Source organism: Variovorax sp. OV329, from assembly GCF_900114785.1.
In the GTDB taxonomy this organism is placed as follows: domain Bacteria; phylum Pseudomonadota; class Gammaproteobacteria; order Burkholderiales; family Burkholderiaceae_C; genus Variovorax.
In genome coordinates this window covers 323,160-341,640 of record NZ_FOUG01000001.1, presented here as the reverse complement: position 1 = coordinate 341,640, position 18,481 = coordinate 323,160, and the positions used below count along the sequence as shown (strand labels likewise).

Annotated in this window: 18 protein-coding genes; 1 reads left to right on the top strand and 17 read right to left on the bottom strand. The window is 68.1% G+C overall.

All coding sequences use genetic code 11. The annotated features are described in order from the left end of the window. Positions 1–4: 4 nt before the first annotated feature. The 17 genes from BM345_RS01545 to BM345_RS01465 form a co-directional block, all read right to left on the bottom strand. On the bottom strand, positions 5–946 hold the full coding sequence (locus BM345_RS01545) for a tripartite tricarboxylate transporter substrate binding protein (protein WP_093375270.1): 942 nt from the start codon (positions 944–946) through the stop codon (positions 5–7). An 86-nt stretch (positions 947–1,032) separates the two neighbouring features. Beyond that, complete coding sequence (locus tag BM345_RS01540) at positions 1,033–1,773, bottom strand: SDR family NAD(P)-dependent oxidoreductase (protein WP_093374802.1); 741 nt, start codon at positions 1,771–1,773, stop codon at positions 1,033–1,035. Beyond that, positions 1,770–2,297 (bottom strand): 2,4'-dihydroxyacetophenone dioxygenase family protein, encoded by a 528-nt coding sequence (locus tag BM345_RS01535; protein WP_093374800.1) that lies wholly within the window; start codon positions 2,295–2,297, stop codon positions 1,770–1,772. The genes BM345_RS01540 and BM345_RS01535 overlap by 4 nt, the downstream gene beginning before the upstream one ends. Positions 2,298–2,433: 136 nt before the next feature. Then, on the bottom strand, positions 2,434–3,504 hold the full coding sequence (locus BM345_RS01530; protein WP_093374798.1) for an ABC transporter ATP-binding protein: 1,071 nt from the start codon (positions 3,502–3,504) through the stop codon (positions 2,434–2,436). Between the two features lie 25 nt (positions 3,505–3,529). Further along, positions 3,530–4,387, bottom strand: coding sequence for a carbohydrate ABC transporter permease (locus tag BM345_RS01525; RefSeq protein ID WP_254789417.1), 858 nt, complete (start codon positions 4,385–4,387; stop codon positions 3,530–3,532). Beyond that, the gene (locus tag BM345_RS01520) at positions 4,384–5,262 is read right to left on the bottom strand and encodes a carbohydrate ABC transporter permease (RefSeq protein ID WP_093374796.1); all 879 of its coding nucleotides are present in this window, start codon (positions 5,260–5,262) and stop codon (positions 4,384–4,386) included. Before BM345_RS01520 ends, BM345_RS01525 begins: the two co-directional genes overlap by 4 nt. Before the next feature lie 38 nt (positions 5,263–5,300). Next, complete coding sequence (locus BM345_RS01515) at positions 5,301–6,692, bottom strand: ABC transporter substrate-binding protein (protein ID WP_093374794.1); 1,392 nt, start codon at positions 6,690–6,692, stop codon at positions 5,301–5,303. A gap of 55 nt (positions 6,693–6,747) precedes the next feature. Then, positions 6,748–7,536, bottom strand: coding sequence for a FadR/GntR family transcriptional regulator (locus BM345_RS01510; protein ID WP_093374792.1), 789 nt, complete (start codon positions 7,534–7,536; stop codon positions 6,748–6,750). A 36-nt stretch (positions 7,537–7,572) separates the two neighbouring features. Then, a complete protein-coding gene (locus tag BM345_RS01505) occupies positions 7,573–8,514 on the bottom strand; it encodes a 2-hydroxyacid dehydrogenase (RefSeq protein ID WP_093374790.1) in 942 nt (313 codons plus the stop codon). 148 nt (positions 8,515–8,662) lie between these two features. Next, the gene (locus BM345_RS01500; RefSeq protein WP_093374788.1) at positions 8,663–10,135 is read right to left on the bottom strand and encodes an N-acyl-D-amino-acid deacylase family protein; all 1,473 of its coding nucleotides are present in this window, start codon (positions 10,133–10,135) and stop codon (positions 8,663–8,665) included. Continuing rightward, positions 10,119–11,078 (bottom strand): MurR/RpiR family transcriptional regulator, encoded by a 960-nt coding sequence (locus tag BM345_RS01495; RefSeq protein ID WP_093374786.1) that lies wholly within the window; start codon positions 11,076–11,078, stop codon positions 10,119–10,121. The genes BM345_RS01500 and BM345_RS01495 overlap by 17 nt, the downstream gene beginning before the upstream one ends. Positions 11,079–11,082: 4 nt before the next feature. Next, positions 11,083–12,354: an amino acid deaminase gene (locus BM345_RS01490; RefSeq protein ID WP_093374784.1), complete on the bottom strand. Its 1,272-nt coding sequence runs from the start codon at positions 12,352–12,354 to the stop codon at positions 11,083–11,085. 14 nt (positions 12,355–12,368) lie between these two features. Continuing rightward, positions 12,369–13,373, bottom strand: coding sequence for an ABC transporter ATP-binding protein (locus BM345_RS01485; protein WP_175544862.1), 1,005 nt, complete (start codon positions 13,371–13,373; stop codon positions 12,369–12,371). Continuing rightward, positions 13,370–14,419 carry an ABC transporter ATP-binding protein gene (locus BM345_RS01480; RefSeq protein WP_093374782.1) on the bottom strand — a complete coding sequence of 350 codons (1,050 nt, stop codon included), beginning with the start codon at positions 14,417–14,419 and terminating at the stop codon, positions 13,370–13,372. The genes BM345_RS01485 and BM345_RS01480 overlap by 4 nt, the downstream gene beginning before the upstream one ends. 2 nt (positions 14,420–14,421) lie before the next feature. Continuing rightward, positions 14,422–15,255 carry an ABC transporter permease gene (locus tag BM345_RS01475; protein ID WP_093374780.1) on the bottom strand — a complete coding sequence of 278 codons (834 nt, stop codon included), beginning with the start codon at positions 15,253–15,255 and terminating at the stop codon, positions 14,422–14,424. Next, the gene (locus BM345_RS01470; protein WP_093374778.1) at positions 15,252–16,202 is read right to left on the bottom strand and encodes an ABC transporter permease; all 951 of its coding nucleotides are present in this window, start codon (positions 16,200–16,202) and stop codon (positions 15,252–15,254) included. Before BM345_RS01470 ends, BM345_RS01475 begins: the two co-directional genes overlap by 4 nt. 30 nt (positions 16,203–16,232) lie before the next feature. Further along, positions 16,233–17,771, bottom strand: coding sequence for an ABC transporter substrate-binding protein (locus BM345_RS01465; RefSeq protein ID WP_093374776.1), 1,539 nt, complete (start codon positions 17,769–17,771; stop codon positions 16,233–16,235). 191 nt (positions 17,772–17,962) lie between these two features. Here BM345_RS01465 and BM345_RS01460 point away from each other — a divergent pair, with 191 nt between their 5' ends. Further along, the gene (locus BM345_RS01460; protein WP_093374774.1) at positions 17,963–18,355 is read left to right on the top strand and encodes a RidA family protein; all 393 of its coding nucleotides are present in this window, start codon (positions 17,963–17,965) and stop codon (positions 18,353–18,355) included. The last annotated feature ends 126 nt before the right edge of the window (positions 18,356–18,481 follow it).

The following is an 18,481-nucleotide window of genomic DNA, read 5'->3' as shown; positions in this document are numbered from 1 at the left end:
TGCTTCAGGTCTTGATGCCCAGCTTCTCGATCAGCTGGCGGAAGGCGGTGGCGTCCTTGGCCATGGCCGCCTGGAACTCGGCTGCGTCCAGGTAGGCGTAGCCCAGGTTCTGCTTGTCCAGCACCTCGCGCAGGGCCGGCTCCTTGGCGATGTTGCCGGCGGCGGTGCGCAGCACGGCCAGCACCTGCGGCGGCGTGTTCTTGGGCGCCGCGATGCCGCGCCAGGTGCCGATCGACAGGTCGACGCCGCGCTCCTTGAGCGTGGGCACTTTCTCGAAGGCGCCCTTGGTGCGCTGGTCGGCCATGACGGCCAGCGTCTTGAGCTTGCCGGCCTGCACGTAGGTCGTGACCTCGGCCGGGCTCACGGTGACGGCATCGATGTGGCCGCCCATCAGCGCGAGCACGGCAGGTGCCGCGCCCTGGAAAGGAATATGGGCGATCTTGGCGCCGGTCTTCTCCTGCAGCGCGGCCGAAGCCAGGTGCCAGATGGAGCCGTTGCCCGCGTTGCCCACCTGCACTTCCTTGGTCTTGGCCGCGGCGAGGAATTCCTCCACCGTGTTCCAGGGCGCTTCCGCACGCACCGTGATGGCAGCCGGGTCGGCGTTGAGGCGGGCGATGGGCGCCATGTCCTCGTAGGTGAACTTGGCCAGGCCCAGCGGCGGCAGTGTCACCAGTTCCACCGTGACCACGGCCAGCTTGTAGCCGTCGGGCCTGGCGTTGATGACGTCGTTCCAGCCGATGGCGCCGCTGGCACCGGGCTTGTTGTTCACCACGATGCTCTGCGGCAGGTGCTTGCGGCCCGCGTCGGCAAAGGCGCGCGCCAGTGCATCGGTGCCGCCGCCGGCCTGGAAGGGCACGATCAGCTCGATGGGCTTGTTGGGAAAGTCGCCCGCCGCCTGCGCGAAGGCACGCGGAAGTGCGGTGGCGGCCAGGCCGGCGGCGCCGATGGCGGCGAATTGCCGGCGGTTGAATCGAGTGCTGTTGTTCACCTTGTCTCCTCGGGTTGATGGATCTGTTGGAATGAAATGGAAGGTCAGTAGCTGGCGCGGCCGCCCGACAGGTCGAACACCGCGCCGGTGCTGAAGCTGCAGGCGTCCGAGCAAAGCCAGGCCGTGAGTTCGGCCACTTCGGCCGGCGTGCCCAGGCGCTGCATGGGGCTCTTGTCGATCATGGTCTGCACGTGCTGCGGCGACATCTGGCGCAAGAGGCCCGTCTCCACGGCAGCAGGCGCGATGGCGTTGACGCGGATGCCGGTGGTGGCCAGTTCCTTGCCCAGCGACTTGGTCATCGCCATCACGCCGGCCTTGGCCGCGCTATAGGCGGAGGCGTTGGGCGTGCCCTCCTTGCCGGCCAGCGAGGCGATGTTGACGATGCGCCCCCGCCCCTGCTTGCGCAGCTGCGGCACCACGGCGTGGCACATGTTGAAGACGCCGACCAGGTTCACGTCCACCACGCGCTGCCAGGTCTGCGGATCGAATTCGTCCAGCGGCATGGTGGGGCCCGCGAAGCCTGCGTTGTTCACCAGCATGTCGACGCGGCCCCAGCGCTTCAGCGTGGCGCCCAGCGCGCGATGGATGGCATCGCGGTCGGTCACGTCGGCCTCCTGCGCCAGCCCCTGCTGCATCGGCGCGCCGGGGAGCGCACCGGGCAGGTCCCAGGCCACCACGGTGGCGCCGCCTTCGGCCAGGCGCGCCGCAATGGCTTCGCCGATGCCGGTGGCCGCCCCCGTGACGATCGCGACGCTTCCCGCGAAGTCGTAGCGAGGCAGGCTCATCGGATGAACTGCTTGACGTAGTCCGCGCCCAGGCCCACTTCCTCGAAGTGCTTGCGGCACATGTCGATCTTGGTGAACACGTCCTCGTAGCCCATGCCCTTGCCGTAAGGGTCGGTGTAGTACATGACGCCGTTGACCTGGAAGTAGGTGATCATTTCCTCGACGTCGGGCGGCACGTAGAGCGTGTGCGTCTCGCCGGGCGGCTCGAAGACGTAGCTGCCTTCCACCGCTTCCCAGTCGTGCTCCAGGTACTTCCAGCGGCCCTTGAGCACGAAGCCGTGCACCGCCTGCGGATGGCGATGGCGGCTGAGCACGCCCGACTTGCGCACCTTCAGCAGGTTCATCCAGTAGCCCTGGCTGGCGTTGAGGCACAGGGGGCGGAACCAGACGTTCTCCGCCTGCGGCACCCACAGGCGATCGTCGGTGGGGATGGCGTGCTGCACCACGATCTCGGGCAGCGCATCGGGCGGGTTGGGGTACTGGTAGGGGGTCAGCGGCTCGGCGTCGCTCTTGTCCAGGGGCATGTGTGTCTCGCGGGTTTGTCCACTATATGGACGTTAGGTCTATATTGTGGTCAATCATAAGCCGCCCACGGCGAAGCTGGCTAGGGGGTTTGCCCAGCCGCAGATGTAAAACCTGGAAAGAAGAGGAAGCCGGCGCTCAGCCCATGCGCCGGCCGCTGGCGCGATCGAACAGGTGCGCGCGCTTGGCGTCCACCACCAGGCCGACCTCATCGTCCGGCCCCACGTCGACGCGGCCGTGCACGGTGACCACCAGCTGCGACTCGCCCACCTGCACCAGCAGTTCGGTCTCCGCACCCGTGGGTTCCACCACCACCACGCGCGCCGGCACGCCGTGGCCCGGGTCGGCCAGGCTGATGTCCCCGGGCCGGATGCCGTAGTGCACCGGCGTGTTGTCGGGCGCGTTCGCGCCGGGTGGCACCGGCCACAGCGATCCCTGGGCCTCCACCTGGCAGACGCCGTCGACCTGCCGGGCCATGCCCTCGACGACGTTCATGGCCGGCGAGCCGATGAATTGCGCCACGAAGAGGTTGACGGGACGGTCGTACAGCTCCAGCGGCGTGCCGATCTGCTCCACGATGCCGTCATGCATGACCACGATGCGGTCGGCCATGGTCATGGCCTCGATCTGGTCGTGCGTGACGTAGACGGTGGTGGTCTTCAGCCGCTGGTGCAACGCCTTGATCTCGGCACGCATGGCCACGCGCAGCTTGGCGTCGAGGTTGGACAGCGGCTCGTCGAACAGGAACACCTTCGGGTCGCGCACGATGGCGCGGCCCATGGCCACGCGCTGGCGCTGGCCGCCCGAGAGCTCGCGCGGGTAGCGCTCCAGCAGCGCGTCGAGGTTGAGGATCTTCGCCGCCTTGGCCACGCGCTGCGACATCAGGTCCTTCTCGGCATTGCGCAGCCGCAGGCTGAAGGCCATGTTCTCCCCGACCGTCATGTGCGGATAGAGGGCATAGCTCTGGAACACCATGGCGATGTCGCGGTCCTTCGACTCGAGGTCGTTGACCACCTTGCCGTCGATGGCGATCTCGCCGCCGCTGATCTCCTCCAGCCCGGCAAGCATGCGCAGCAATGTGCTCTTGCCGCAGCCCGAAGGTCCCACCAGCACCACGAACTCGCCGTCGGCGATGTCGAAGCTGATGCCCTGGATCACCTTGACCTTGCCGAAGGTCTTCTGGATGTCTTTGAAGGATACGGAAGCCATGTGTCGTCGTTCCCTTGTTCTTTCTTCAGCTCTTCACGGCACCCGCCGTGAGCCCGCCCACCATGTAGCGCTTGAAGGTGTAGTAGATGGCCGCCGGCGGCAGTGCGTAGACCAGGCCCGTGGCCATCAGCAGTTCCCAGGGCGAATCGTCGGCCGCCAGGAAGTTGCCCAGCGCCACCGCCAGCGTCACGCTGCGGTCGTTGGACAGCAGCAGGAAGGCGTAGAGGTACTCGTTCCAGGCCAGCAGCAGCGCGTAGGTGCCCACCGCGACCAGCGAGGGCACCATGAGCGGCAGGTACACCAGGCGGAACAACTGCAGCGGCGAGGCGCCGTCCATGCGCGCCGCCTCGTCCAGCTCGTAGGGCAGCTTGTCCGAGGCCTGCTTGAGCACCCAGATGCAGTAGGGCGACGCGATGGTCACCATGGCCAGGATCAGCGCCCACTGGCTGTTCAGCAGCCCGTAGTTGCCCATGGTCTTGTACATGGGCACCGCCAGGAAAGCCGCCGGGATGAAGTAGGTGAACAGCGCCATGTTGAGCACCGTGCGCCCGCCGCGCACGCGCAGCCGGCTGATGGCGAAGGCCGCCGTCGTCGCCACGAAGAGCGTGATCACGCCCACCGCCACCGCGATCAGCACCGAGTTGCCCAGCTGCACCCAGAAGTGGATGAGGTAGTGGTGCTTCTGCCCGAAAACCACCGAGAAGTTCGACAGCGTGGGCGCGCTGGGCCACAGCGCGCCCGAGGTGGCGGAGTCGCGCGGCGAGATGGCGAACAGCACCATGTGGTAGACCGGCAGCAGCGTCCAGATCAGCACCGGGATGCCGATGAGCAGCAGCTTGGCCTCTTTCGTGACGTCCTTCCAGCGCATCTTGCGGCCGCTCATTTGGACAACCTCTTCATCATGAAATACACCAGCGGCAGCACCAGCGGCATCGCCACCACGATGGAGGCCATCGACAGGTCCACCTGGTCCAGGCGCAGGTAGCGGATGCCCAGCGTGGCCAGCACGTGCGTCAGGTCGGCCGGCCCGCCGCCGGTGAGCAGGTAGACGCTGTTGAAGTCGCCCAGCGTCCAGATCATGGACAGGATGAGCGAGGTGACGTAGAGCGTGCGCATCGCCGGCCAGGTGATGAAGCGGAACTTCTGCAGCGAACTCGCGCCGTCGACCGAGGCGGCTTCGTACTGCTCGGCCGGAATCGCCAGCCGCCCCGCCACCAGGATCAGCGTCCAGAAAGGCAGCGACTTCCAGATGTGCACCAGCATCGAGAAGCACAGCGCCAGCGTGGGATCGTTGAGCCAGTTGGGCCCGTCGGCACCGGTCAGGCGGAAGATCAGGCTGTTGATCACGCCCCACTCGGGGTTGAGCATGAAACGAACCGACAGGATGGTGGGAATCGAGGGCAGCGCCCACGGCAGGATGAACACCGCCGCCAGGATGCGGATCCACCAGCGCTCCTGCACGAAGAAGCCTGACAGCAGCAAGGCCACCAGCATTTTCAGGTTGATCGCCACGACGAGGAACACCACCGTGTTCACCACCGAGCGGAAGAAGATCGGGTCGTCCGCCAGGTGCACGTAGCTCTGCGGATGGCGCGCCAGCCACAGGCCATAGCACACCGGGTAGAGCACGAACACCAGGAAGACGAGCAGGTAGGGAACGACCATGAGCCGTCCCCAGAACTCCCAGCGGCTGGGCCGCCGGGCGGCGCCGGGGCGCACTGCCCCTGGCGCCGCATCGATTGCAGCGGATGTTGTCATGGTTTTTCTCTCGAAGCCTCCCTGGCAAAAGGCGCAGCTCAGTTGGCGGCGCCGGCCACCGTCTTGATGCGGGCGATCATCTCGTCCACGGCCTTGTCCACCGGCACCTTCTCGTTGACCACGCGGTTCATCGCCTTGGCCCACACGTTCTCGTTGTTGAGCACGGTGAACTTGTAGTTCTTGGTGAACTCGAAGGTCACGGTGCCGGCGGCGTACTGGTTGTAGACCGAGAGGCGGTGCGGGTCGGCCTTCCAGAAATCACGCTGCTGCGCGCCCTTGGTCACCGGGAACCAGCGGCCCAGCGCGCCTTCCACGTAAGGCGTGAGGTTCTCTTCCTGCAGCAGGAAGGCGACGAACTTCTTGGCCGTCTCCTTGTTCTTCGCGTCCTTGAAGACCACGCCGGTCTTCACCGCGGTGCGGTAGACCATCTTGCTGCCGTCCGGCTTGATCGGGAAGCCCGCCGTGCGGATGCGCTCGGTGTAGTTCTTCTTGGCCTCCTCGCGCTGCTCGGGCGTGAGCGTGGCGTTGTTCATGTCGTCCAGCCACTTGGCCGCGATCGAGATGGTGGCGTTGTGCGTGAGCACGGTGGTCTTGTTGTGGAAGGCGACGTTGTTGTCCGGGTCCTTCCAGCTGGTCGACGAGGGCGGCGTGCAGCCCTTGGTGTAGGGCGTGGTGTAGTCCGTCAGCGCGCCGATCAGGCCGGTGCGCACCTTCGGGTCGTCCACCAGCAGCTTGCCGTTGTCGTCCACCAGCTTGACGTTGTAGGCGTCCATGAAGGTCAGGAACGAATAGAAGGAGTCGCTCGAATCCACGCCCATCGGCATGCCGATGCCGAAGTTGCGCTTGCCGCTCTTCTGCCGGCTGGCCGGCTGCACCTTGTCGCACCAGAAGGACCAGTACTCCTTCCAGGTCGTGGGGATGTCCGATTCCTTGAAGCCGGCCTCCTCGAGCATGTCCTTCCAGTACTCGATGTGCATGGTCTGCTGCTTGATCGGGAAGGCGTAGTAGGCCTTGCCCTTGGTCTGGTCGTTGTAGAGGAAGGTGGTCTCGACCGTGTTGGGCGCGAAGTTGCCCAGCATGGGCTTGAGCACGCTGCTGATGTCTTCCAGCTTGCCGTCGAAGGCCCACTTGCCGGTGACCTGGAAGTCGTACACGTCGGCGTACGCCACGTCCGGCGGGCTGCCCGAATCGAGGGCCGACACGGTCTTGGGAATCATGTCCTGCACCGGGTACTGCGACAGCTCGATCTTCACGTTCTTGTTCGCGTCCTCGAACTTCTTGATGGCGGCGAAGAGCGCATCGTCTTCCGCCTTGTAGAAGCCCTTGACCCACCAGACGGTGAGCTTCTCCTGGGCCATTGCGTGGCCGCCGGCCAGCAGGCCGAGTGCGGCCAGCAAGGTCGGGGCAAGGGCTGCCTTCAATCTCTTCATTTGCTTGTCTCCTGGTTTTGTCGCGTTGATGAGGATGAGTCGAGGGGAAAGCGGTTCAGTGGACGCCGTCGGCGCGCCGCCGGGCCGCGGCGGCCGCGGGCGGGGCCTTGAGGTGCGGCGGCGGCCGGCTCAGCCGCGGCAGCCGGCGGCGCGAGCCCAGCACTTCGTCGATGTCCTCGCGGGCGCTGTCGATCAGGTAGGCCACTGCCGCCTCGGCCGCAGGGCCGTCGCGGGCGACGAGCGCGTCGAGCACCGCGCGGTGCAGCGGCAGCGAGAGCGCCGGGCCGTTCGCCTTGCTGGTGGAGATCTCGAAGCTGGTGCGCAGCAAGGCATGCAGCACTTTCTTCATCTGCACCAGCATGCGGTTGTCGGCCGCGTTGAAGATCGCGTGATGGAAGCGCAGGTCGAAGGTGACGTAGTCGCCGCCGTTCTCGATCGCGTCCTTCATGCCGGCGTAGGCCTGCTCCATCTCATCGATGTGGCGCGGCGTGCAGCGCTCGGCCGCGAGGCGCGCCGCCGCCGGCTCCACCGCGCGGCGCAGGTCGTGCAGGTCGCGCACGAACTCGTGCGTCAGGCCGCAGCTGGCCTGCCAGGTGATGACGTCGGGGTCGAACCAGTTCCAGCGGTCCTGCGGCAGCACGCGCGTGCCCACCTTGGGGCCCGTCACCACCAGGCCCTTGGCCACCAGCGACTTCACCGCCTCGCGGACCACGGTGCGGCTCACGCCCAGTTGCTCGCACAGCACCGGCTCGGCCGGCACCGGCCCGCCGACGGCATAGCGGCCGCCAACGATTGCCTCTCCCAGCAGATCCAGCGTACGACCGTGGGAGTTCTTGGTGCTCATCGTGGCTGCCTGGGTGCGCTGTGCCCTGGCGTGCGACTAGGCGGGCACCCGGGTCAGCAGCGGCGTGCCGGCGAAGTGCGCGGCCAGGTTCGAGAGCACCAGGTTGGCCATGGCCTCGCGCGTCTCGCGGGTGCCGCTGGCCATGTGCGGCGTGAGCACCACCTGCGGCATCTGGCGCAGCTTCTCGGGCACCTGGGGCTCGGCCACGAACACGTCGAGCGCGGCGCCAGCGATGGTGCCCTGCTCCAGCGCCTCGACCAGCGCCGGCTCGTCGACCACGCTGCCGCGCGCCACGTTGACGAGGAATCCCTGCGGGCCCAGGGCCTTGAGCACTTTGGCGTCGATCAGGCCGCGCGTGGCCGCGCCCCCGGGCGTGATGACGATGAGGAATTCCACCGCCGCCGCCAGCGCCACCGCGTCGGGGTAGTAGGTGTAGTTGACGTCCGAGCGCGGCGAGCGCGAGGTGTAGCTGATGTGCATGCCGAAGGCATCGGCGCGCTTGGCGATCGCCTGCCCGATGCGGCCCATGCCCACCACGCCCAGCCGGGCGCCGCTCACCTTGCGGGCCAGCGGGATCGGTCCCTTGGGCCACTGCCCCTCGCGCACGAATCGATCGGCCTGCGGAATGCGGCGCGCCACGGACAGCAGCAGGCCGATGGCCAGGTCGGCCACGTCGTCGTTGAGCACGTCGGGCGTGTTGGTGACCGGCACGCCGCGCTCGTGCGCGGCTTTCACGTCGACGCCGTCGTAGCCGACGCCGAACACGGTGATCACTTCCAGCGCAGGCAGTTGCGCGATGAGTTCGCGCGGCACCTTGGCCTCGCCGTTGGCGACCACCGCGCGGATGCGTGGCGCAGCAGCGGCCAGCGCAGCGGGATCGCTCAGGTGGATGCGGTCATGCACCGTGTAGTCGCGCTGCAATGCCTCCATCAGGTAGGGCATCAGCGGAGCAACCACCAGTACTTCGGGGCGCGCCATGCTCGTCTCCTCCAACCCAGTTGTGTGTGGTTGAAACGGGCCGCGGCACGTGCACGGTGCAGGCGATCTGGCCCGAAGCGGGGCCGATCATATGATGATTGAAACGGGCGGTCCGCCGAGGACAAACCCTATTGGCAAAGACCCTCTTTCAATGCGCGGAGGCGCCCTGCCCGCGCCGGACGAAACGGCCCGCGCGGCGGCCCGTGCCGCGCCCGCTGCCGGTGTAGCTCAGCACCCCGTTGACCCACACCCGCTCGATACCCTCCGAGAACTGCCGCGGCTGTTCGAAGGTGGCCGCATCGCGCACCGTCTTCGGGTCGAACACCACCACGTCCGCGAGGTAGCCCTCGCGCAGGAAGCCGCGCCCGGGGATGCGGAAGCGCGTGGCCGACAGGCCGGTCATCTTGTGGATGGTCTGCTCCAGCGGCAGCAGCCCGCGCTCGCGCCAGTAGCTGGCCAGCACGCGCGGGAAGGCACCCCACAGGCGCGGATGCGGCCGCTCGTCATGCGGCAGGCCGTCGGAGCCGATCATCGAAAGCGGGTGCGTGATGACGCGGTCCACGTCGTCCTGGTTCATCTGGAAATAGCAGGCGTTGCCGGGCTTGAGCCGGATGGCAGCCTCCTGCTGCGACACGCCCCACTCCGCCGCGATGTCCTTGATGTAGCGCCCGCCCATCTCGGGATAGGTCTTGCTGCCGGTGATAAGCACCTCGATGACCCCGTCCACCAGGTCCTCGCGCAGCACGGTCGAGCCAGCGGTGTAGGGGTACACGTCCATCGACAGTTCCTGGCCAGCGGCCAGCTTCTCGATGAGCGGCAAGGTCTCGCGCGTGCGGCCCCAGTTGTCGGCGCCGGCGCACTTGTGGTGCGAGAGGATCAGGGGCAGGCCGGACTGGCGTGCGGTGAGCGCGGCTTCCTGCAGCGCCGGCAGGATGCCCGCCAGCTCATCGCGGATGTGCGTGGCATACACGCCACCGCTGCGCGCCGCGACCGAGGCGACGGCCACCAGTTCTTCCACGTCGGCCGCGTAGGCCTCGCTGTAGAAGACGCCCGACGACAACCCAAGCGCGCCGGCATCCATGGCCTCCTGCATGTCGGCGGCCATCGCCTCGCGCTCCTGCGCGTTGGCCGGGCGATCCAGCGCAGGCATGTGCCGCATGCGCAGGGCCGTGTGGCCCAGCAGCGCCGCCACGTTCACCCCGGGCTTCGCTGCTTCCACGGCAGCCGCGTACTCGCGCATCGTGCGGTGGAGGAATTGCGTGCTGCCCAGCAGCGAGAGGGGCGCCGCCGGCGCATCGCTGACCATCGGCGCCAGCGAGATGCCGCAGTTGCCCACGATCACCGTGGTCACGCCCTGCGAGAGCTTGGGCAGCATGTCGGCCTTCTCGATGGCCGCGGCATCGTCGTGCGTGTGCACGTCGATGAAGCCGGGGGCCACCACCAGGCCGGTGCAGTCGATCACCTGCGGGCGGTGCGCCTCGATGAGTGCAGCGGGCACCTGGCGCACCGCCACGATGCGTTCGCCCGCGAGCAGCAGGTCACCCACCTGCCCTGCCGACGCACTGCCATCCACGACCAGGCCACCCTTGAGCAGGGTGGCGCCTTCATTCACCTCGGCCATGGCCGATTCCTCCACTGTTGTGCTGGCGTGCGCCGCGTTCTTCGTCCATGTCCTGCATGGCTTCGGTAGCGCCGGAGTACTCGGCGCTGTCGAAGCCGTGCTTGTGCAGCAGCTGCTTGAACTGCGCCAGGCCGCGCGTGGCCACCGGCCCGAGCTTCTGCGCCAGGCGCACCATCAGGATCTCGATCACCACCAGGTGCGCGAGGTAGGCCTCGGTGCCCACGCGCATCACCGCATCCTGCGGCACCGACACGGCCAGCAGGTGGTCCGCGATGTCGGCCAGCGGCGTGCCCGGCTGCGTCAGCGCCACCACGGTGGCGCCCTGCGAGCGGGCGAAGCGGGCGGCCTCCAGCGTGTAGGGCATGCGGCCTACGTGCGAGATCACGAAGGCCACGCCCTCCGGCCCCAGCGTGCTGGCAGAGACCAGCTGCTGGTGCGCGTCGAAGATGGCGTTGGCCGTGCAGCCCAGGCGGAACAGGCGGCTCTGCAGCTCGCCGGCCATGAAGGTGGACGCCGCGCCCACCGAGTAGCAGTCGATGCGCCGCGCGGCCGCCAGCTTGCTCGCCACCTGGTCGAGCACATCAGTGTCGATGCGCCGGCCCAGCTCGGTGAGCGAGGACACCGCCGCGTGCACGATCTTGTTGGTGACGTCGTCGGCCGAGTCGTCCGCCAGCACGCTGCGGTGCAGGTAGGAGCCGCGCACCGCCAGGTCCTGCGCCAGGGCCAGCATGAACTCGCGCACCGAGTCGAAGCCGAAGCTGCGGCAGGTGCGGACGATGGTGGGCATCGACACGCCCGCCTGCTGCGCCAGCTGCTCGACCGTGGCCGCCACCGCGGCGCCGGGGTCGTCCAGGATGACCTGCACCACGCTGCGCTGCGCGGACGACAACTCGGCCATGCGCTCGCGCAGGCGCTGCAGAAGATGGCTCGCTGCGTCGTTCATTTTTTCAGAACCGCGTGCTGATGGCACCGCTCACCGCGCCGTCGTCCTCGATGACGGGCAGCCAGCGCCACTTGTCGAAGGTGGTGCAGGGGTGCGAGATGCCCAGCACCACGCGGTCGCCCACCTTGGGCGCACTGGCCTCGTGGCTGAAGCGCAGGTAGGCATGCTGGTCGTTGAGCGCGCTGATGCTCCAGTCGGCCGGCGCGGCCGACAGCTCGCGCGCGCCCCGCGGCGCGTGCTTCACCGGAATGGGCATCTCGATGTCGTAGGAAATGTCGCGGCGGCCGCAGCTGAGCAGGGCCAGGCCGGGCTCGGGCACCGACTGCACCATGGACCAGACTTCCAGCGCGGGACGCAGCGATTCGTCCAGCCCCTCGCGGCGCTCCACCAGCTGCAGGAAGCGCTTGTAGTTGCCGTGGTCGTGCGTCACGTAGCAGCCCGAGCGCAGCACGCCCTGCACCGGGCGCGACAGTCCCTGCGTGCGCAAGAGCGGCACCACCAGGTCGAACACCGCCGAGCCGCCCGCGGTGAGCAGGATGTTGTCGTCGGCGAACAGGTTCTCGGCATCGCAGGCGCGCACCGCCTCGGTCACGCGGTGGATCAGTTCGCTGACTTCGCGCGCGTCGTGCTCGCTGTCGCACTTGGCGACGCCGCCTTCGTAGCATTCGATGCCGCCCAGGCGCGCGGCCGGCGAGCGGGCGATGGCGCGGGCCAGTTCCAGCGCGTCGTGCAGCGTGCGCACGCCGGTGCGCTGGCCGGGAACGCCGATCTCGACCAGCGTGTCGAAACGGCCGGCATGGCCGCGGCGCTGTGCCCATTCCTCGATCACCTGCAGTTGCGCCAGGGAATCCACCAGGAACCACACGCGCAGGTCGGCATGGCTGGCCAGCAGGCGCGCCAGCCCGTCCAGGTCGGCATCGCCCAGCACCTGGTTGGCGATGATGACGCGGCGCGCGCCGGCCTCCACGCCCACGGTCAGCTGGAAGATGGTGGCGAAGGTCATGCCCCAGGCGCCACCGTCCAGCTGCTGCCTGAACAGCTCGGGCGACATGGTGGTCTTGCCGTGCGGCGCCAGGGCCACGCCCTTGCGCTGCGCGAAGTCCTGCATCCAGGCGATGTTGTGCGCCAGCGCCGAGCGGCGGATGGCCGCCAGCGGATAGGGCATGTCGTCGGCCAGGAGGTTCCAGCCGCGGCTGGCGATCTCGCTGGCGCGGCAGGGCGCAGCGCCCAGCGGAAAGCTCTTGCTGCGGTGGTCGAGGATGAGTTCGTCGGTCATGGTGGGAGTCTCGCTCAAAGGTCGTCGCGCCAGCAGGCGTGCCAGTGGCCGGGCTTCACTTCGCGCAGCTGCATGTCGGCGCTGGCGCAGCGTTCCTCGGCACGGGGGCAGCGGGTGCGGAAGACGCAGCCCGAGGGCGGGTTGGCCGGGCTGGGCAGGTCGCCCTGCAGCAGCGGCACCACGCGACGCTGGGCCGGATCGGGAATGGGCGCGGCCGCCAGCAGCGCGCGAGTGTAGGGATGCTTGGGGTCGGCGTAGAGCGAATGCGTGGGCGCAATCTCCATCACGCGGCCCAGGTACAGCACCACCACGCGGTCGCAGAGGTACTCCACCACGTCCAGGTCGTGCGAGATGAAGAGCAGCGTGAGGTTCAGCTTTTCCTTCAGCTCGCCCAGCAGGTTCACCACCTGCGCCTGGATCGACACGTCCAGCGCCGACAGCGGCTCGTCCGCCACGATGAACTGCGGCTCCACTGCCAGCGCACGGGCGATGCCGATGCGCTGGCGCTGGCCGCCGGAGAACTCGTGCGGGAAGCGGTCCGCATGCTCGGGCCGCAGGCCCACCTGGGCCAGCAGTTCGTGGATGCGGGGCGTGCGCGCCGCGCCTTTGGCCAGGCCGTGCGTGTCCAGCGCCTCGCCCAGCACGTCGCGGATGCGCATGCGCGGGTTCAGGCTGGCGTAGGGGTCCTGGAAGATGATCTGCACCTTGGAGCGCAGCGGGCGGAACTGCGACTGCGAAAGATGCGCCAGGTCCTGCGGCGCCGAGGCACCCTGCGGCGTGTAGAGCATCTCGCCGCCGGTCGGGTCGACCAGGCGCGTGAGCAGGCGGCCGATGGTGCTCTTGCCCGAGCCGGACTCGCCCACCAGGCCCAGCGTCTCGCCCTGGCGGATGGTGAAGCTCACGTCGTCCACCGCGCGCACCGGGTGCGTGCCCTTGCCGAAGTACTTGCGCAGCTTGCGGATCTCCAGCAGGTTCTGCTCGGCGGCCACCTGCGGCGCTTCCATGACGGCGGCGTTCATGCGGCCTCCTTGATCTCGGTGAATCCGATGCAGCGCACCATGCGCTCGCCCCCTGCCCCTTCCAATGCGGGCATGGCGGCGTTGCAGTCCTCGCGTGCATGGCTGCAGCGCGGTGCGAAGGCGCAGCCCGGCGGCGGTGCCAGCGGGCTGGACACCTGGCCCGGAATCGCGACCAGTTGCGGCCGGCGGCCGGCCACATGCACCTGCCCGCGCTGGCGTGCCACGCCCGGCAGGCAGGCCAGCAGGCCGCGCGTGTACGGATGCGCGGGCGCTGCGAAGAGCTGGTGCACCGGCGCCGACTCGACGATGCGCCCGGCATACATCACAGCCACCGCATCGGCGTACTGCGCCACCACGCCCAGGTTGTGCGTGACGAAGAGCATGCTCATGCCGGTCTCCTTCTGCAGCCGGCCCATGAGCGCCAGGATCTGCGCCTGGATGGTCACGTCCAGCGCGGTGGTCGGCTCGTCGGCGATCAGCAGCGTGGGGTTGCAGGCCATGGCCAGGGCGATCATCACGCGCTGTCGCATGCCGCCCGAAAGCTGGTGCGGGTATTCGTGCACCCGCTGCTTGGCGGCAGGAATCTCCACCAGTTCCAGCATGCGCTGCGCATGCGCGAGGGCGGCCTTGCGGTCCAGGCCCAGGTGCAGTCGCACCGACTCGGCGATCTGCTCGCCGATGGTCAGCACCGGGTTCAGGCTGGTCATGGGCTCCTGGAAGATCATCCCCAGCTCGTTGCCACGCAGCGCGCGCTTGTCGGCCTCGGGCAGCTTGAGCAAGTCCACGCGCTGGCCGTCGCGCTTCACGAACAGGGCTTCGCCCTGCACCTGTGCCTGCGAGGTCTTGGCATGCAGGCCCATCAGCGAGAGGCTGGTCACCGACTTGCCCGAGCCCGACTCGCCCACCAGCGCCAGCGTCTGGCCGGGGCGGATGGAGAAGGACACGTCGGCCACGCTCTGGATGCGGCCGCCGTCGGTGGCGAAGGAGGTGGAGAGCCCGCGCACTTCCAGGCGCGGCATCGTGGTGTTGTCGTTATTGGCGCTCATGGTCAGGCCGCCTTCTTGAGCTTGGGGTCCAGCAGATCGCGCACGCCGTCGCCCAGCATCTGAAGCGACAGTGCAGTGAGCACGATGGCCAGGCCCGGGCAGAAGATGGTCCAGAAGGCCTTGTCGGCGTATTCCAGGCTGCCCGCGATCATGGTGCCCCAGGTCGGAATGTCCGGCGGCACGCCCACGCCCAGGAACGAGAGACCCGCCTCGGCCAGGATGGCGTAGGCGAAGATGAAGGTCACCTGCACCAGGATGGGCGACATGAGGTTGGGCAGGATGTGGCGCCACAGGATCTGCGGCGTGCGCACGCCCAGGGCCCGTGCCGCATCGACGAAGAGCAGCTCGCGCAGCACCAGCGTGGTGGCGCGCACCACCCGGGCCACGCGCGGCGTGTAGACGATCACCAGCGCCAGCATCACGTTCCAAAGCGACACGCCCAGGATCGAGACCAGCGCGATGCCCAGAAGGATGTCGGGGAAGGACATCATCGCGTCCACCAGGCGCATCAGCGGTGCATCCAGGCGGCGGAAGAAGCCGGCCAGCATGCCCAGCAGGGTGCCGCACAGCACCGCGCCAGCGGCGGTGATGAAGCCGATGGCCAGCGAGTAGCGCGCGCCGTAGATGATGCGCAGCATCACGTCGCGGCCCAGTTCGTCGGTGCCCGCGAGGTGCACCCACGACGGGCCGTTGAGGCGCTCGCTGATCGAGATGGCGCTGGGGTCGGCGTCCGACAGCATCGGGAAGAACATCGCCACGACCAGCACCAGCAGCAGCACCAGCGCCGAGGCCAGCACGATCCTGCGGGAAAAGAGTCGACGTAGGACCTTGTTCATTTGGACTCCAGGCGAATGCGCGGGTCGACCAGCGTGTAGATGAAGTCCACGCCCAGGTTGATGAAGACGTAGATGGCGGCGATGACCAGCAGCGTGCCCTGGATCACCGGGTAGTCGCGGCGCAGCACGGCGCGCACCACCAGATTGCCGACGCCCGGCAGGTTGAACACCGTTTCGGTGACCACCGTGCCGCCGATCATCAGCGCCAGCGTCAGGCCCAGCACGGTGACGATGGGCACCAGCGCATTGCGCAGCACGTGCTTGACCATGATCACGCCCTCGGGCAGGCCCTTGGCGCGTGCGGTGCGCACGTAGTCCTCGCCCAGGATGTCGAGCATCGAGGCGCGGGTGAAGCGGATGATGAGCGCCGAATTCAGCAGGCCCAGCACCAGCGCCGGCAGCAGCAGGTGATGCAGCCGCTCGGCCAGGCTGGCCGTGGGGTCGCCGTAGCCCGAGGCCGGGAACCAGCCCAGCTTGACGGCGAAGAACTGGATCAGGATCAGGCCCAGCCAGAAGCTGGGCACGCTCGCGCCCAGCATGGCCACGCTGCTCACCGCCTGGTCGGCGGCGCTGCCGCGCCACACGGCGGCGGCCATGCCGGCCGGGATGCCGATGAGCGCCGCGATGAACACGGCGAACAGCGCCAGGAACAGCGTGGGCTCGGCGCGCTCCAGCAGCGCCTGCGCCACAGGTCGCTGCAGGAAGAGCGATTGGCCCAGGTTGCCCCGCGCCAGCTCGCCCACCCACAGCACGAACTGCGTGGTGAGCGGCTTGTCCAGCCCGTATTGAACGCGCGCCGTGGCGATGTCGGCCGCGGTGGCCTGGTCGCCCAGCAGCAGCGCCACCGGGTCACCCGAGGCCAGCCGCGTGAGCAGGAAGACCAGCACCGCGACGATGGCCAGCACCACGAAGGCGCCCGCCAGTCGGCGCAACAGGAAGTGCACCATGAATAGCTCCCTTGACTGAAACCGGGTGGCTTACTTGGCCAGGCCGGTGTTCCAGAAGAAGGGCCAGATCGCCGGCGTGTAGCCCTCCAGCTTGGCCGAGCGCGCCGACAGGCTGTTGAACTTGCCCACCTCGATGAAGGGCACCTCGTCGTACACCGTCTGCTGCACCTGGCCCCACAACTGGCTGCGCTTGGCCGGATCGACCTCGGTGTTGAAAGCCGTCAGGGTCTTCTTCTTGCTGTCGGTTTCCCACCAGCCCGGTGCGCCGTCACCCAGTTGCGGGGGCGAGAGCATCGGCTCGGGGAACAGGCCCGAGTGGGTGAAGTACACGTCCCACAGCTTGGCGTCGTTGCGGCGCTGCACCAGCGTGGCCCAGTCCACCACCTGCAGGTCGGTCTTGAAGCCGGCCTTCTTGAGCTGCTCGGACATCACCAGCGCCATGTTGTAGTGGAACTCGTACTGGCGGCTGGCCATGATGCGGATCGGCTTGCCGTCGTAGCCGGCCTTGGCCGCCTCTTCCTTCGCTGCCTTGGGGTCGCGCGAGTTGTAGAGCTTGCTGCCCGCATCCGAGAAATACGGCGTGCCCTTGGGGAAGAAGTTGGGTTCCACCACGAAGAAGCGGTTGTCGCCGAAGCCGGCGGCCAGCAGTTCGCCCGAGCCCACCGCCGTCTGCACCGCGCGGCGCATGGGCTGCGAGGCCAGCACGCCTTCCTTGGTGTTGAACACGATGTAGGGGAAGCCGAAGTTCTTGGTCACGATGGGCACCACGGCCGGCGCGCCCTTCTCGATGCGGCCGGTGGCTTCCACCGGCAGCAGGTCGGCGTACTGGAACTGGCCCGACAGCGCGCCCTCGACGCGCGTGTTGGCGCTGGGCACGGGCACGAAGCGCAGCTCGTCCAGCAGGGCCTCGCGCTTGCCGGCGTAGCCGCTCGGGGCCTCGCTGCGGGCGCTGTACTGGTCGAAGCGGGTCAGCACGGTGAACTGGTCGGGTCGGCGCTCCTTGAACTTGTAGGGGCCGGTGCCGATGAACTGCGTGATCTGCGGCGCGATGCTTTCCTTGGCCATGATGGCGGCCATGCCGCTGGGCAGGGCCAGCTGGGCCAGCAGCGGCGCGTAGGGCTGCTTGAGCTTCATCTCCACCGTGTTCGGGCCCTTGGCGCTGAGCGAGGCCACTTCCTTGCCCACGGCCTTGCCGCGCGGCGAGAGTTCCATCCAGCGCTGCAGCGAGGCGACCACGTCGTCGGCCGTCAGGTCGCGGCCGTTGTGCAGCTTCACGCCCTTGCGGATGGCGATGGTGTAGCTCAGGCCGTCTTTCGACACCGTGGGCATGCCCTCGGCCAGCATCGGTGCCACCTTCCAGTTGGCGTCGAAGGTGTAGAGCGGCTCGTACACGTGCTGCATGATGGTGCCGACCAGGTCGGCGGTGCTGGTCATCGGGTCCAGGCCCTGCGGCTCGCCGACCATGGCCAGGTTGGCTGCGCCGCCACGTGCCGGCGCGGCCTGCGCGCTGCCGGCGGCAACGCTCAGGCCCAGGCCCAGCACGGTGGTGGCGATGGCGCCCAGGAGCATGCCGCGGCGGGTGGCGGCGGCAGTGGGGGCGGTGGAACAACCCGTCGTGTCTACAGTGTCGGCAGAGATTTGCATCGTGGCTCCGTGAGTAATAACATTACAAGAACGAATCGTATTCGTCGCAACTTGCGTGCCAAAACCGGGTTTACCCGAACAGTTTCTGTAAATTTTTTACTCAAAGAGGCCCATTCATGTCCAAAGTTGAAATGCTCGGCACGTCGCCCATCGCGTCCGACCGCCAGGCGCGCCCCCTCTCGCCCGCCACCCGCGCCGGCGATTTCGTCTTCGTCTCGGGCCAGGTGCCCACGGACGACCAGGGCCAGGTGATCGTGGGCGGCATCGAGGCGCAGACCCGCCAGGTGTTCAAGCGCATCGAACAGGCGCTGGCGCTGGCCGACTGCACGCTGGCCGACATCGCCAAGGTGAGCGTGTGGCTCAACGACGCGCGCGACTTCGGCAGCTTCAACCGCGTCTACATGGAACTGCTGGGCGACCATCGCCCTGCCCGCTCGACCGTGGAGTCGCGCCTGATGATCGACGCCAAGGTCGAGATCGACGTGACGGCCTACAAGCCGCGCGGATAATTCGCCGGCCGCCGCCTCGCAGCCCACGCGTGGCGCGGTTGCCCCTCGAAGCGCAACGACCGCGGGCCGGGTCCGCGCGTTGCCAGCTTCCTGGATTTGCGAGTTCTCAGGTCGGATCGCTTCGCG

Coding starts and splice junctions, on each gene's coding strand:
- BM345_RS01540 (WP_093374802.1), bottom strand. CDS start 1,773: ATGAGCCTGCCTCGCTACGACTTCGCGGGAAGCGTCGCGATCGTCACG.
- BM345_RS01535 (WP_093374800.1), bottom strand. CDS start 2,297: ATGCCCCTGGACAAGAGCGACGCCGAGCCGCTGACCCCCTACCAGTAC.
- BM345_RS01530 (WP_093374798.1), bottom strand. CDS start 3,504: ATGGCTTCCGTATCCTTCAAAGACATCCAGAAGACCTTCGGCAAGGTC.
- BM345_RS01525 (WP_254789417.1), bottom strand. CDS start 4,387: ATGAGCGGCCGCAAGATGCGCTGGAAGGACGTCACGAAAGAGGCCAAG.
- BM345_RS01520 (WP_093374796.1), bottom strand. CDS start 5,262: ATGACAACATCCGCTGCAATCGATGCGGCGCCAGGGGCAGTGCGCCCC.
- BM345_RS01515 (WP_093374794.1), bottom strand. CDS start 6,692: ATGAAGAGATTGAAGGCAGCCCTTGCCCCGACCTTGCTGGCCGCACTC.
- BM345_RS01510 (WP_093374792.1), bottom strand. CDS start 7,536: ATGAGCACCAAGAACTCCCACGGTCGTACGCTGGATCTGCTGGGAGAG.
- BM345_RS01505 (WP_093374790.1), bottom strand. CDS start 8,514: ATGGCGCGCCCCGAAGTACTGGTGGTTGCTCCGCTGATGCCCTACCTG.
- BM345_RS01500 (WP_093374788.1), bottom strand. CDS start 10,135: ATGGCCGAGGTGAATGAAGGCGCCACCCTGCTCAAGGGTGGCCTGGTC.
- BM345_RS01495 (WP_093374786.1), bottom strand. CDS start 11,078: ATGAACGACGCAGCGAGCCATCTTCTGCAGCGCCTGCGCGAGCGCATG.
- BM345_RS01490 (WP_093374784.1), bottom strand. CDS start 12,354: ATGACCGACGAACTCATCCTCGACCACCGCAGCAAGAGCTTTCCGCTG.
- BM345_RS01485 (WP_175544862.1), bottom strand. CDS start 13,373: ATGAACGCCGCCGTCATGGAAGCGCCGCAGGTGGCCGCCGAGCAGAAC.
- BM345_RS01480 (WP_093374782.1), bottom strand. CDS start 14,419: ATGAGCGCCAATAACGACAACACCACGATGCCGCGCCTGGAAGTGCGC.
- BM345_RS01475 (WP_093374780.1), bottom strand. CDS start 15,255: ATGAACAAGGTCCTACGTCGACTCTTTTCCCGCAGGATCGTGCTGGCC.
- BM345_RS01470 (WP_093374778.1), bottom strand. CDS start 16,202: ATGGTGCACTTCCTGTTGCGCCGACTGGCGGGCGCCTTCGTGGTGCTG.
- BM345_RS01465 (WP_093374776.1), bottom strand. CDS start 17,771: ATGCTCCTGGGCGCCATCGCCACCACCGTGCTGGGCCTGGGCCTGAGC.
- BM345_RS01460 (WP_093374774.1), top strand. CDS start 17,963: ATGTCCAAAGTTGAAATGCTCGGCACGTCGCCCATCGCGTCCGACCGC.